This is a genomic window from Helicobacter pylori (assembly GCF_030062585.1).
GTDB lineage: Bacteria > Campylobacterota > Campylobacteria > Campylobacterales > Helicobacteraceae > Helicobacter > Helicobacter pylori_CN.
The window spans coordinates 1204765-1218875 of record NZ_CP071935.1 but is presented as its reverse complement, the minus strand read 5'-3'; the positions used below and the strand labels follow the sequence as shown (position 1 = coordinate 1218875).

Annotated in this window: 13 protein-coding genes and 4 tRNA genes; 10 read left to right on the top strand and 7 right to left on the bottom strand. The window is 38.3% G+C overall.

The genetic code is table 11. The features are described 5' to 3' along the window. Nucleotides 1-8: 8 nt before the first annotated feature. Nucleotides 9-623 (bottom strand): recombination protein RecO, encoded by a 615-nt coding sequence (gene recO / locus J5F42_RS05870; protein ID WP_198973125.1) that lies wholly within the window; start codon nt 621-623, stop codon nt 9-11. Between the two features lie 80 nt (nt 624-703). On the opposite strand from recO, the gene accD reads away from it, so the two are divergent. The 3 genes from accD to J5F42_RS05855 are packed head-to-tail and all read left to right on the top strand — an operon-like array spanning nt 704 to nt 3062. After that, on the top strand, nt 704-1573 hold the full coding sequence (accD, locus tag J5F42_RS05865; protein WP_000505040.1) for an acetyl-CoA carboxylase, carboxyltransferase subunit beta: 870 nt from the start codon (nt 704-706) through the stop codon (nt 1571-1573). Between the two features lie 13 nt (nt 1574-1586). After that, nucleotides 1587-2039, top strand: a complete 453-nt coding sequence (rlmH, locus tag J5F42_RS05860; protein WP_001203845.1) for a 23S rRNA (pseudouridine(1915)-N(3))-methyltransferase RlmH — start codon at nt 1587-1589, stop codon at nt 2037-2039. Between the two features lie 9 nt (nt 2040-2048). After that, the gene (locus tag J5F42_RS05855) at nt 2049-3062 is read left to right on the top strand and encodes a LapA family protein (RefSeq protein ID WP_078244765.1); all 1014 of its coding nucleotides are present in this window, start codon (nt 2049-2051) and stop codon (nt 3060-3062) included. 404 nt (nt 3063-3466) lie between these two features. On the opposite strand, the gene J5F42_RS05850 is transcribed toward J5F42_RS05855, so the two are convergent. The 6 genes from J5F42_RS05850 to J5F42_RS05825 all read right to left on the bottom strand — a co-directional run bounded on the left by J5F42_RS05850 (nt 3467) and on the right by J5F42_RS05825 (nt 6232). Then, a complete protein-coding gene (locus J5F42_RS05850; protein WP_014536165.1) occupies nt 3467-3829 on the bottom strand; it encodes a hypothetical protein in 363 nt (120 codons plus the stop codon). A gap of 324 nt (nt 3830-4153) precedes the next feature. Next, nucleotides 4154-5635, bottom strand: a complete 1482-nt coding sequence (locus J5F42_RS05845) for a Na+/H+ antiporter NhaC family protein (protein ID WP_283491220.1) — start codon at nt 5633-5635, stop codon at nt 4154-4156. Between the two features lie 129 nt (nt 5636-5764). Then, nucleotides 5765-5852 (bottom strand) — tRNA-Ser (locus J5F42_RS05840). A gap of 46 nt (nt 5853-5898) precedes the next feature. After that, a tRNA-Cys gene (locus J5F42_RS05835) sits at nt 5899-5973 on the bottom strand. Between the two features lie 58 nt (nt 5974-6031). Continuing rightward, nucleotides 6032-6118: transfer RNA gene (locus J5F42_RS05830), tRNA-Leu, on the bottom strand. Between the two features lie 39 nt (nt 6119-6157). Further along, nucleotides 6158-6232, bottom strand: a tRNA-Gly gene (locus J5F42_RS05825). Nucleotides 6233-6622: 390 nt separating this feature from the next. On the opposite strand from J5F42_RS05825, the gene J5F42_RS05820 reads away from it, so the two are divergent. From J5F42_RS05820 to J5F42_RS05790, 7 genes are all read left to right on the top strand, one after another. After that, nucleotides 6623-7000, top strand: coding sequence for a RidA family protein (locus J5F42_RS05820; protein WP_000665792.1), 378 nt, complete (start codon nt 6623-6625; stop codon nt 6998-7000). A gap of 34 nt (nt 7001-7034) precedes the next feature. Further along, nucleotides 7035-8267, top strand: a complete 1233-nt coding sequence (locus tag J5F42_RS05815; RefSeq protein WP_097699321.1) for an NAD(P)/FAD-dependent oxidoreductase — start codon at nt 7035-7037, stop codon at nt 8265-8267. A 40-nt stretch (nt 8268-8307) separates the two neighbouring features. Continuing rightward, nucleotides 8308-9660 (top strand): alanine/glycine:cation symporter family protein, encoded by a 1353-nt coding sequence (locus J5F42_RS05810; protein WP_283491219.1) that lies wholly within the window; start codon nt 8308-8310, stop codon nt 9658-9660. Between the two features lie 6 nt (nt 9661-9666). Beyond that, nucleotides 9667-10800, top strand: coding sequence for an alanine racemase (gene alr, locus J5F42_RS05805; protein WP_283491218.1), 1134 nt, complete (start codon nt 9667-9669; stop codon nt 10798-10800). A gap of 67 nt (nt 10801-10867) precedes the next feature. After that, the gene (locus J5F42_RS05800) at nt 10868-11638 is read left to right on the top strand and encodes an amino acid ABC transporter substrate-binding protein (protein ID WP_077643129.1); all 771 of its coding nucleotides are present in this window, start codon (nt 10868-10870) and stop codon (nt 11636-11638) included. Then, nucleotides 11622-12335 (top strand): amino acid ABC transporter permease, encoded by a 714-nt coding sequence (locus J5F42_RS05795; RefSeq protein WP_283491616.1) that lies wholly within the window; start codon nt 11622-11624, stop codon nt 12333-12335. The genes J5F42_RS05800 and J5F42_RS05795 overlap by 17 nt, the downstream gene beginning before the upstream one ends. Before the next feature lie 63 nt (nt 12336-12398). Further along, the gene (locus J5F42_RS05790) at nt 12399-14102 is read left to right on the top strand and encodes a DUF262 domain-containing protein (protein ID WP_283491217.1); all 1704 of its coding nucleotides are present in this window, start codon (nt 12399-12401) and stop codon (nt 14100-14102) included. The last annotated feature ends 9 nt before the right edge of the window (nt 14103-14111 follow it).

Here is a 14111-nt window from a genome sequence, read left to right as displayed (position 1 = left end):
TTAACCTTTTAAAACCCTAAATTCAGCGTGCGCCATAATTCTTCCACTTCTTCTAATTCTAAATCAATCGTGCTTTGAGTGCGAAAAAAAGCTTGGATTTTTTCTAAATCCAAGCTTTTAGCTTTCAAGCAAGAGGGGTGCGCTAAAATAAACCCTTGCGCTAAAGCGACAGAACGCTCTAATTTTGCATCGCATAAAAAACAAGAATTATAACTTTGCAAGCGCCCTTCAAAATTCAAAAGGACTGCATACATTTCTAAGATTACTCTTAAGGGGTGCTGTTTGGAGAGTTTGCTAGCCCCATCATCTAAAGTGTCAAAATAGATGCTATCTAAAGAATGCACGCCCTCTAAATGCTTGAACAAAAGAGTGCAAAAGCGTTGCCAAAAAAACAAGCGCTCCATTTCTCTTTCCCAAATATAGCCTAAATGCAAAATATTCCTTAACTTGGGTAAAAATCTATCATCGTTTTCTTCTTCAAAATCAATTTTACGCCCCACATTCAGCACGCTATGGCGTTTGCCATAGAAACGATAGAGGGTTTTGAGCTGGTTTTTGGTTAAAACGCGCACGATCAAATCTTCATCTCTTATGCTTTGTGTTTGTAAAAGAAACCCTTGCATCACTACTCTTAAGCTAATTTTGTTTATTATAAGCAAAACTTGGATACAATCCTAACAAAACTGCAAAATTAAGGAAAAACATGGGATTTGCAGATTTCTTTAAAAATTTTAAGATCAATAAATTGCGGACAGCGCCAAGTAAGGAAGAACAGCCAAGCCATTGGGTGAAATGCCCTAAATGTTATGCGTTAATGTATCATAAAGAAGTGTTTGGTAAATACAGCGTGTGTTTGAAATGCCATTACCATTTCCGCATGAACGCAACTGAAAGGATTGAATTTTTATGCGATGTGGGGAGTTTTGAAGAGTTTGACAAGCACTTACGGCCTAATGATCCTTTAAATTTCGTGGATAAAGAGAGTTATAAACAACGCATTAAAAAATACGAAAAAAGGACTAACCGCCCAAGCTCAGTGATCAGCGGTGAGGCTAAAATCAACCGCATGCCTTTGCAGATCGTGGTGTTTGATTTTAGCTTTATGGGAGGGAGTTTAGGCTCTGTGGAAGGCGAAAAGATCGTAAGAGCGATCAATCGTGCGGTCGCCAAAAAAGAAGCGTTACTGATTGTTTCAGCGAGTGGGGGGGCTAGGATGCAAGAATCCACTTATTCGCTCATGCAAATGGCTAAAACGAGCGCGGCTTTGAACCGATTGAGTGAGGCCAAACTCCCTTTCATTTCGCTCTTAAGCGATCCCACTTATGGGGGCGTTAGCGCGTCTTTTGCTTTTTTAGGGGATCTCATCATCGCAGAGCCTGGAGCGATGATAGGCTTTGCAGGGCCTAGGGTGATTAAACAAACCATAGGGGCGGATTTGCCTGAGGGCTTTCAAACAGCGGAATTTTTATTAGAACATGGCTTGATTGATATGATTGTGCATAGGAAGGATTTGAAAAAGACTTTGAGCGATCTCATCGCTATGATGATGCATAAGACTTCAAAGATTTTTTAAAGTTTTAAGATTGATGCGTTGCGTGGTGTATTCTATCGCTAAAAATTCGCCCCTAGATTTGGTGAAAAGCTATCAAAAGCAATGCAAGCGATTTGATTGCGAGCTGGAATTAGTGGATTTATTCCCTAAAAATACCGCTAACGCTCAAAAAGTTTCTAAAGAACTCGCTCAAAAAAGCTACTCTCTAGCCTTTGAGCCGTATTTAAACCCTAAGGCAAAAAATATTGCCTTACACCCTAAAGCTCAAAGGGGCGATAGCTTTGCGTTTAGTAAAATGTTAGAAAATCATCTTAATATTAATTTTTTTATCGCTGGAGCGTATGGGTTTGAAGAAAAGTTTTTAAAGGATTGTCAAGCTTGGAGTTTGAGCGAGATGACTTTTAGCCATGAAGTGGCTAAAATTGTCTTATGCGAGCAAATCTATAGGGCTTTAAGCATTATTTTTAAGCATCCATACCATAAATAGGAGGTGCACATGCGTTTTTACATTATCTTTACATTTTTGTTCATTGTGGGTTTTGGTGTGTTTGTTTATAGTATTGATCCGCAAGCTTATGCTTTCAATTTAGGGAGTTACAGCTTTAATCTTCCCATTGCGGTATGGCTTATGGGCGTTTTGGGCATGTTCGCTTTTTTTTCATGGGTTTTTTTATTCAAACACAATCTCAGCCACAAAATCCGCTTATACCATGAAAAAAGGGATTTTGACAAATTGCTCAAACAAATCCTGTCTCAAGACACTCAAAAGACTTTTTTAAAAACGAAGTTTAAAAGCGATCTCGCTAAAAACCTCTCTCAAATCTTAGCCCGCTATGATCTAAAGGCTGATTTAAACACGCCAAATAGCGGGTGCGAAAAAGTGGATAACCTTTTTAAGCATTACCACAATATAGAAAACAACACCCTTGAGCCTAAAGATCACGCTAAGCACTCTCTGGCTTATGAGCATGCTTATTTTTCTAAACGCTTGAAGGCTTTCATTCATAACGATTTGAAAAACGCCTTTGAAGTTTTAACAAACGCGCAAATCCCTTTGGAATTACGCCGCTACGCTTTTATAGAAATCGCCCAAAAAGGCAGCAAAAAAGAGGTTTTGAAGGCTTTGAATGCGATGCAAGAGAACTTGGATAAAGAGTGCGTGAAAGCTTTTTTAAAAGCCTTTTTTGAAAAATCTTTAAACACAGACACTTTAAAAATTTCAGAGCTTTGCAAAAAGGTGGGTTATGATAAAGACGATTATTTAAAGCTCGCGCAAAAAGCGCAAAAATTTCTTGTCCCTGATCAATGGTTCCAATTTTTTGAGATTTTAAGCCAAGAAGACGATAAGGCGCAAAAAGCCTTTTTATTCGTGTTGTTAGAATTAGAAATGAACGATCTCGCTAAGGAGCATCTAGCGGTTTTATCCTTTGAAGAATACATGCTTTTAAACGCTTACATGGATTTGAAACAAGAGCATAAAAAAGCTTATAAATTAGAAGCGTTTTTGTAGGGGGTTTGTTTGGCTTCATGTTTTTAGGGCAGATAGAAATAGATGATTACAAAAAATTCAAGGAATGGGCTAATTGGATCGCTTTTAACGCCAAATGACAAGAGGAAAGACGCTAATCCTTTAAACCTTGATGAAACTAATCCTAAAAGAAACAATTAAAGCCAAAAATATGTTTTAACCCGCCATAAAAAGTTTTAGTAACCCGTATTTGATGAAAACAGAGCTTTTTTAAGTTTATAAATTTTCTATGGATTTTATCCATGTTTTGAAAATACTTTGCTCAATCAATACAACAAAAAGAGTTTTAAGAAGATTTAAAAAAGGGCTAAAAAATAAATTTGTGCTTTTGAAAGATGGTATTTTAAAAGATGATAAGGGTATTAAAGAATACCCCAAATAACGCTTTAAAAACGCACCACCATAGTCGCCATGTATGAACCTGATTTGAAGTTGCTAGGAGCGCCTTCAGGCAATTTGATATGGAAATACTTTTGACAACCATTGATCGCTTTTTCATAATTTTTAGTGAAAGAATGGTGATGGCGGTTTTCTAAAGGCCCTTTCATGTGTTTGCTCGTCAACGCAGAATGCTTTAATTTGACAAACAAAAGCAAGTTTTCACCGAACAACGATTTCATCGTGAAAGCGAACGCTCGTTTATAAAATGTCCGTTTGTCAATATCAATCCCAATAATCCCACTTCCAGCCGAATAGACTAAAGGCTTTGAATACAATCTCAGATCATCGCCATTCAAAACGCTTAACAAAATCCCTAAACTTATTAGTGTCCTAACCCCATTTTCTTTCCTTAAGATATAACATTATCCGTATGTTTAACAGATAAGGAAATTTAACTCAAAACACCTTAACGATTGATTAAAAAATTAAAAAAAATGTATTTTTTAAAAAAGCGTTACGATTTAGAGATTTGTGAATATTTTTATAATTGGTGGTTATTTTTGAACAACTTTTTTTAATTGATTGATAATGAAATAAGACTCTTTTTTAATCCAACATGGATCGCTAAAACCTTATTTTAATTTTAAAAAATGGGATTTTTAAATTTTTAGGTCAATGCCTAATTTAAGTTTTTAGTTTTCACCATAAAACCTTTTTAAAAGATAAAACACCCCAACAAGTAAAGCCACACCGATTAAAAAAGCGAGCGAGCGCGAATGCATAAAACTTGCCACCCCCAAACTCACCGCGCTGCAAAGCATCGCAATAGTGGCATAAGGGAGTTGCGTGATGAAATGGCTTTGCACCGAACACCCTGCCCCTGCAGCCGATAGTATAGTCGTGTCAGAAATGGGGCTTGTGTGATCCCCATAAACCGCGCCTGAAAGGATCGCTGAAACAATCAAAATAATATCGCTTTCATTAGCCATGCCCGCTCCAATGGGCAGCATGATCGCAAACGCTCCCCAGCTTGTGCCGGTAGAAAAAGCGATAAACCCAGAAATTAAAAAAAAGATTAAAGGCATATACATGCCTCCCCCACTATTTAAAAATCCCTTGCTGATGTGGGCCAAGTAAAGCCCCGTTTGAGCGTCGTCTCTAATCACAGGCCCAATAGCCCAAGCGAGCGTTAAGACTAGTATCGCTGGCCCCACACTCTTAAAGCCATCCAACATGAGTTTAAAAAAGCTCCCTTTTTCTAAAAACTTATAAGCTAAAAGATAAGTAACAATGAGCGAAAACAATCCCCCATAAAAGAGCGAAAAACTCGCATCAGTGTTTTTTAAGACCACTCCTGTATAAAAAATCAATGATGAAATGGACACGATCAATAATAAAATAGAAAGGGGTAACAGGCTTAAGGGGGCTAGTTTTGAAGAGCCTTCTTCTTGTTCGCTATAAAAATCCTTCACGCCTATGTTTTGATACTTTCTCATGCTAGGGAGGTTGATTTGCCATAAAATAGTGAGAAAGACCGCAATGAGCGCAAAAATCGCATAATAATTACTGCTCAAGCTTTGTACAAGCACCGAAAAACTATCTTTTAATAAGGGCGAGCTGTCGTTATTCATGATCCCCATGATATACGCCCCCCAGCTAGAAATAGGGACTAACAAACACACCGGCGCTGAAGTGGAGTCTATAATATAAGCCAAGCGCTCTCGTGTGGAGTTATGAGCGTCGTTTAAAGATTTTGAGATTTGCCCCACGGTTAGGGCGTTAAAATAATCATCTACAAAAATAATAATGCCTGAAAAAAAAGCGATAAATTCGGGGGTTTTAGCGTCTTTAGAGTATTTTTTAGCTTTTTTGACAAAGTTCTGCACGCTACCGGATTTTAAAATCACCTGGCTTAAGACGCCTAAAAAGATTAAAAACCCAAAAACATAGAGATTGGAAAGATTGAAATGAAGCCCTTTTTCTGGCTCGTAAGTGTAAAAAACGGAAGTGATCTTGATATAGGCATATTCTACGATGTAAGAAAGGTGTAACGAATGCATTAAAACAGCGCTCACTAAAATGCCCACAAACAACGAGAGCGCGACTCTTTTAGTGAAAACCACCATTAAAATAACGCTAAAAGGAACAATAAGACTTGATGCTGACAATCCCACCGAATAAAATCCTTTAAACTAATCTTTAAATTTCAATTAAAAGAGACAATCAATATTCACAAAATTCTTTATTAATTAAAAGAAGAGATGAATTTGCCAAAACAAATCGCTTAAAAGATTTTAATCAAGTGGCCGGGAGAGAGGGATTCGAACCCCCGGAGGTATGACCCTCAACGGTTTTCAAGACCGCCGCTTTCAACCACTCAGCCATCTCCCGCTATTTTCATAAAAGTCCCTTGCAAAAGTCCCTAAATGACTACAAATGGAGGCGACACCCGGATTCGAACCGGGGGATCAAAGTTTTGCAGACTCATGCCTTACCACTTGGCTATGTCGCCTTAAATTTTAACACTAGCGTATTCAAAAAATAAAATCAAATCGCACTCAATTTGAAAATGGTGCCCAAGGCCGGACTTGAACCGGCACGGTATTGCTACCGAGGGATTTTAAGTCCCTTGTGTCTACCAATTCCACCACCTGGGCAAACTAAATAGAAACCATGCTCTAGAAGTTAAATCAATATGGAGCGGGAAACGGGGATCGAACCCGCGGCCCCGACCTTGGCAAGGTCGTGCTCTACCACTGAGCTATTCCCGCACTCTTTATTCAAAAAGACGATTGTTATTGTATCTAAACTCAATAATAAAAGTCAAGGTTTTGTCCAAATTTCTAATTCTATTTTAAAAACAGATTGTGGCTTTGCCCTCTTTTAGTGGCAATGAGTGTCTATAAAAATGCTCAAAAGCATTTTTTACAATAAATCATAATAAAAGGGCTTGCAAGCGAGTGGTAGCTTTTAAAATTGATGATAACAAAGCCTAAAATTCAAATAAAACCCGTTTAAGAATTTCTAAATATGGGTAAAAAATATACAATACCTTAATAATAAGATGAAAATTCATGGCGTTTTGCGCTCATTTTTTATTTCTTTTTAATTTGATTGCATAATAATAGCTGACACAACACATAATCATAGGAGTTTCAATCATGAAAGAAGTCATTCATTCAACGCTAGCCCCAAAGGCTATAGGCCCTTACTCTCAAGCTATCGCTACTAACGATCTTGTCTTTGTCTCTGGGCAATTGGGCATTGATGCGAGCACCGGCGAATTTAAAGGTGCGGATATTCATTCTCAAACCACGCAGTCCATGGAAAATATCAAAGCGATTTTAAAAGAAGCAGGGTTAGGGATGGATAGCGTGGTTAAAACGACTATTTTATTGAAAAGTTTAGACGATTTTGCTGTGGTGAATGGAATCTATGGGAGCTATTTTACAGAGCCTTATCCGGCTAGAGCGACTTTTCAAGTGGCCAAACTGCCTAAAGACGCTTTAGTAGAAATTGAAGCGATAGCCATTAAGTAATTTATTTAAGTAATCTATTAAAGGGACTATCAGCATGAAAAAAGAAGTCGTGGTCATAGGTGGTGGGATTGTAGGGCTTTCTTGTGCGTATTCTATGCATAAGTTAGGGCATAAGGTCTGCGTGATTGAAAAAAGCGATGGTGCAAACGGCACTTCTTTTGGGAATGCCGGGCTTATTTCCGCGTTTAAAAAAGCCCCACTCTCATGCCCTGGTGTGGTGTTAGACACTCTAAAACTCATGCTCAAAAACCAAGCCCCTTTAAAATTCCACTTTGGGCTTAATTTAAAGCTCTATCAATGGATTTTAAAGTTTATGACAAGCGCGAACGCTAAGTCCACGCACCGCACCATGGCGTTGTTTGAACGCTACGGGTGGCTGAGTGTTGATATGTATCATCAAATGCTAGAAGACGGCATGGATTTTTGGTACAAAGAAGATGGGCTTTTAATGATCTACACCTTAAAAGAAAGTTTTGAAAAAAAGATTAAAACTTGCGATAACAGCGGCGCTTATAAGATTTTGAATGTGAAAGAGACCAAAGAATACATGCCTATTGTTAATGACAATATCTGTGGGAGCGTGCTTTTGACCGAAAACGCGCATGTGGATCCGGGCGAAGTGATGCGCTCTTTGCAAGAATATTTACAAAACGCGGGCGTGGAGTTTCTTTATAACGAAGAAGCGATCGATTTTGAGTTTAAAAATAACCTTATTGATGGCGTTATCACGCATAAGGAAAAAATCCAAGCAGAAACAATCATTCTGGCCACCGGGGCTAACCCCACTCTCATTAAAAAAACCAAAAACGATTTTTTAATGATGGGGGCTAAAGGCTATAGCATCACCTTTAAAATGCCTGAAGAATTAAAACCCAAGACTTCTTCCTTATTTGCGGATATTTTCATGGCAATGACCCCACGAAGAGACACCGTTAGGATCACCTCTAAATTAGAATTAAACACCAATAACGCTCTCATTGATAAAGAGCAAATCGCTAACATGAAAAAGAATTTAGCCGCTTTCACGCAGCCTTTTGAAATGAAAGACGCCACAGAATGGTGCGGTTTCAGACCTTTAACCCCTAATGATATTCCTTATTTGGGCTATGACAAACGCTATAAAAACTTAATCCATGCAACAGGACTGGGGTGGCTTGGCATCACTTTTGGTCCGGCCATTGGTAAAATCATCGCCAATTTAAGCCAAGACGGAGCGAATGAAAAAAATGCCGATATTATGCTTTTTTCTGCATTTTTTAGGGATTAAGGAATTTCTTTTTTAAACCCTAGTTTATTGAGGAGTTTTTATGGAAACGATTGATTCGGTGGTGCGTTTATTATCTAATTTTGTGTGGGGGATTCCCATGCAAATTTTATTAGTAGGCACCGGTTTGTTTTTAACTTTTTATCTTAAGGGTTTGCAATTCAGTAAAATCTTTTATGCGATCAAGATCCTTTTTGACAAAGAGTCCCAATCTAAGGGCGATATTTCGCAATTTTCCGCCCTCATGCTTTCTTTAGGAGCGACTGTAGGCATTGGGAGTATCGTAGGCGTAGCGACCGCTATTAGCATTGCAGGGCCAGGAGCGGTGTTTTGGATGTGGGTTACTGGGCTTGTTGGCATGGCGACTAAATATTCTGAGGGGATTTTAGCGGTGAAATACAGGGAAAAAGGGGCGTTTGGATACAACGGAGGGCCTATGTATTACATCAAAAACGGCCTTAACATGCCCAAACTCGCCATGGCGTTTGCGATTTTTACGATTATTGCGAGCATTGGCACCGGTAACATGACGCAATCTAATGCGGTTTCTTCCATTTTAAGCGAACAAGCGAACCTGCCTAATTGGGTTTCAGGCTTATTGCTTACGATTTTAACCGCTGTTATTGTCATAGGGGGGATTAAATCCATTGGTAAATTCACTTCTTACTTAGCTCCTGTTATGGTGCTTTTATATTTGATCGCTATCATTTATATTATTGTTAGCCATTTTGATTTAGCCCTTCAAGCGATCAAACTCATTTTTGAAGAAGCTTTTAACCCTAAACCCGTTGTGGGCGGAGCGAGCGGCGCGTTGGTAGCGACAATGATAAAAACGGGCGTGGCTAGGGGGTTGTATTCTAATGAAGCGGGGTTGGGGAGTTCGGCTATTATTGCTGCGAGCGCTCAAACACACCACCCGGTGCGCCAAGCCCTAGTGTCCATGCTCCAAACCTTTATTGTAACCTTAATAGTGTGTTCGGCGACAGCGAGCGTGATTTTAATGGCTCCAGAATACAACACCTTGCTCCCTAATGGGGAAAAATTAAGCGCTAATTTGCTCACTCTAAAAAGCACGGAGTATTTTCTAGGCTCATTAGGGGCGGTGGTGATTTTTACAACCATGATCTTTTTTGCCTACTCTACGATCATTGGTTGGGCTTATTATGGGGAAAAATGCACGGAATACGCCTTTGGTGAAAAAAAAGTGAAATATTACCGCTTGATCTTTTTAGCGAGTGTGATGGTGGGGGCTATGGCTAAAATTGATTTTGTGTGGAATTTAGCGGATCTTTCTAACGGGCTTATGGCTATCCCTAATTTGATCGCTTTGATTTTATTGCATAAAGTGGTTTATTCTGAAACTCGTTGGTATTTTAGCAAGCATTCTAACAAGTAAAATGACATGTTAAAAAGGGCGAGTTTTGTAGAAGTGGATACCGCTTCTTTAAGGCATAATTTTAGTGCAGTCAAAAGCATTGTCCCTAAAGACGCTTGTGTCATGGCGGTTGTCAAGGCGAACGCTTATGGGGCAGGAGCGATTAAAGCGAGCGAAATTTTCTTACAAGAAGGGGCTAATTATTTAGGGGTAGCGACCTTAGATGAAGCTTTAGAATTGCGTTCTCATTTTTCTAAAACCCCCATTTTGATTTTAGGCTATAGCCCTAACGCTAACGCTTCCATGCTGATTGATAACGATTTGAGCGCTATGGTTTTTAGCCTTGAACAAGCGGAAGTTTTTTCTCAAATGGCTTTAAGATCTCAAAAACGCTTAAAAATTCATCTTAAAATTGATACCGGCATGCACCGCTTGGGTTTAGAGCCTAATTTTAAAAGCATAGAAATCATTAAAAAAATCCGCGCTTTAAAAGGTTTGGAAATAGAGGGGATATTCACGCATTTAAGCAACGCTGACGCTAAGATTAAAACCCATGCTAAAAACCAAATGAAAGCCTTTAACGCTTTTTTAGAGCAGCTTTTGGATCAAAAAATAGAGTTCCAATACCGCCATGCCTACAATTCTGCCGGCATCCTTTCTTTGTGTAACGGGAATGAAAATCGCTTGTTAAACCTCTATCGCCCAGGCATCATGCTCTATGGTTTTTACCCTTCTAATGAAATGAAAGAGTCGTCTCAAACGATATTGAAAAATGTTATCAGTTTAAAAGCGCGAATCGTTCAAATCAAACGAGTCAAAAAAGGCGAATTGATTGGCTATGGCGAGCATTTTTACACCAATGAAGAGACTTTAGTGGGCGTTTTAGCTCTAGGGTATGCGGACGGGTTGGTGCGCGATTTGGGCAATCGCATTCAAGTAGCGATTAATAACCAATTAGCCCCTCTTATTGGTAAGGTGTGCATGGATCAGTGCTTTATCAAACTCAATGATATTGAAGCCAAAGAGGGCGATGAGGTCATCTTGTTTGGGGATAAAAGCGCTAAGGCTAATGACGCAAGCGAAATCGCCACGCTTTTAAACACCATTCCTTATGAAGTCATTAGCACTTTGTCCAAACGCTTGGAGCGTGTTTATATCTAAAATCAAACCATGCAAAATTTTTATTTTGTGTTAGAATGCTTGAAAAAATTCAGGATTAAAATATAAAATGAAAAAAGTTTTATTTTTATTAGTAATAAGCTTTTTTTTGGGTTTTTTGAACGCTTCTAGCCTGTATGAAAAACTTATTAATAAAGAAACGATCAGCGTTGGCACAGAGGGCATTTACCCCCCTTTCACTTACCATAATAAAGAAGGCAAGCTCACCGGCTATGATGTGGAAGTGGCTAGGGAGTTGGCTAAAGAGCTTGGCGTGAAAATCAAATTCCACGAAACTTCATGGGATATTATGCTTACAGGCCTAAAATCGGGGCGTTTTGATATGGTCGCTAACCAGGTGAGTTTGACGACTAAAAAACGCCAAGCGGCTTTTGATAAAAGCTTGCCTTATAGCTATTCAGGCACGATCATGCTCGTTAGGAAAGATGAAAACCGCATTAAGGACATTAAAGACATTAAGGGTTTGAGAGCGGCTAACACTTTAAGCTCCACTTATGGGGAAATCGCTTTTAAATACGACGCTCAAATCGTTTCGGTGGATTCTATGGCGCAAGCCTTGTTGTTAGTGGCGCAAAAACGAGCCGATTTGACCTTAAATAGTTCTTTAGCGATCTTAAACTACCTAAACACCCATAAAAACAGCCCCTTTAAAATCGCATGGGAGTCCAAAGAAAAAGATGGGGGCGCTTCCTTTGTTATTAACAAGCACCAAGAAAAAGCTTTAGAGCTTATCAACCAGGCGATGCAAAGATTGATCAACAAAGGGGTTTTAAAACGCTTAGGCGAACAATTTTTTGGAAAAGATGTCAGCCAGCCATAACCTGTCTTTGTTTTTTGAATCTTTAGATTTAAGCAAGGAGCGTTTGGAATTATTATTAGAAGCTTTCTACCCCATGCTAAAAGCCGCTTTTTCTATTTCTTTGCCTTTAGCGATCATCTCTTTTATTTTGGGCTTATTCATTGCGGTTATGGTGGCCCTCATTAAAATCGCACCCCCTAAACATTTCATTCATAAGGCTTTATTAGCGGGCGTGAATTTCTATGTCTCGCTCATTAGAGGCACGCCTTTATTGGTCCAAATTGTGGTGGTGTTTTATGGTTTGCCCGCCATTGGGGTTTATATGGATCCAATCCCGGCAGGCATTATTGCGTTTTCTTTTAATGTGGGGGCATACGCTTCAGAGACTTTGAGGGCGAGCTTTCTTTCTGTCCCTAAAGATCAATGGGATTCAAGCTTGAGTTTGGGCTTGAATTACTTGCAAACCTTTTGGCATGTCATCTTTTTTCAAGCGCTCAAGGTCGCCACGCCAAGCCTGAGTAACACCTTCATCAGCCTTTTCAAAGAAACTTCTTTAGCTTCTGTGGTAACTATCGCAGAGGTTTTTAGGATCGCGCAACAAAAAGCGAACGCCAGCTATGATTTTTTGCCTATTTATTTGGAAGCCGCTTTGATTTATTGGCTTTTTTGCTTGGTTTTAGAAGTGATCCAAAAGTGCGTGGAAAAAATCTTAAATTAAAGTTAGCTCAATCTAATATTTGATTATAATACAGCCTAAATAATACAAAATAAGGAAATTCTCATGGGTGTGTTTTTAGATAATAGCATTAAAAATGTGGTAGATGGATTGAACATTCGTTATTTTTTGCCTGACATTCAGCGTGAGTATGTGTGGCTCAAAAAAGCCAATGAAAAAAAGATAGAGCAACTTTTTGACTCCATTCTTAGGGGTTATCCTATTGGCTCTTTTTTATTTTGGAAATTACAAAAGGAGGATATAGCCAAGAGCGATGAACAAGATAGCGATAAACTCAATTTCCAACTCTATCAATTCATCACAAATTACGATGAGCGAAAGCCCCACAATGAAAAAATCCGTATTGAACAAATCAAGCGTGATGATTTGTCTATTGTCCTAGATGGCCAACAGCGTTTAACCTCGCTTTACATCGGGCTTAAAGGCACTAGAACGCTTAAGAAAAAAAGGGTTAGATACGATGACCCCAACGCTTATGAGGAGAAGCGTTTGTATTTGAATTTGAAGCGCCGGCCAAACATGGACAATCCAGAAGACAATTACGAATTTGAATTCCATGCCAAAGTGCCTACAAACGATAAAGAGCATTTTTGGTTTAAGGTGGGGGATATTTTAGAGTTGAAAAATGTTTGGAATTATGCGCAAGAACATGGTTTAAAGGGTAATGAATTGGATTTATTAGAAAATCTAAGCAAAGCTTTTCACGACAAACAACTCATTTCATTTTTTGAAGAAACAGAAAAAAATCTTAATAAAGTTTTAAATATCTTTATCCGTGTCAATAGTGGCGGAGTCAAGTTAAGCTATTCTGATTTATTGATGTCTATTTTGACAGTAAGCTTTTCAAGCGATATTAGAGAAAGAATGAATGAGCTAGTGGACGCTTTAAAAGACCAAGGCTTTTCAAACATGGGGCAAGACCAGGTGCTAAAAACTTGCTTGCTTCTAGTTGGTAAAGACACTACTTTTGAATTAAAAAATTTTAATAAAAAGAATATCAAAGAGATTGAAGACAATTGGGAAAAAATCACAGAAAGCATTTATAACGCTGCAAAACTATTAGAAAATTTTGGTTATGCCGGCTATTTGGGTTCAGCTTATATTTTATCCAGTTTAGCCTATTTTTATTTTTTAAATTCAAAAATGAATGAGAACGATAAAGAACAAGCCCTAAAATTTGTCCGCAACGCTCAAATCACGAGTTATTTTAGTAGCTCGACAGATACAAAATTAAGCGCTATTGCTCATAGCATGAAAGAAGCACAAACCTTTGAATCATTCAACCATAATTTAGCCAAACATGAAAAAAATCCTTTAAAAATCACTAACGATATGATAGAAGAGATGGTGAACTATAAATATAGCGATCAAGTCTTTCCTATCTTGCAAATTTTATACCCACACCTGAACTACAAAACCACCACTTTTCATATAGACCATATTTATCCAAAGTCCAAGTTTAATAAGAAAAATAAAAAATTAAATCAAGATTTCTATGGGTGGAGGGATTATTTATTTAATCGCCAGCTTTTAGAAGGTGCAGAGAATATTGCTAAAAAGGATAAAGACCCTGAGGTGTGGCTCAAAGAAGAATATAAAGATAATCAACAAGCCATAGAAGAGTATAAAAAAAGAAATTATATTGACCCTAATTTAAGATTAGAATGGGAAAATATCGAGGAATTTCGTGAAAAAAGAGAAGAAGCTATCATTGAAAAATTAAAGGAAGCGTTATTACCCAAGTCTTAATAGGAGTGT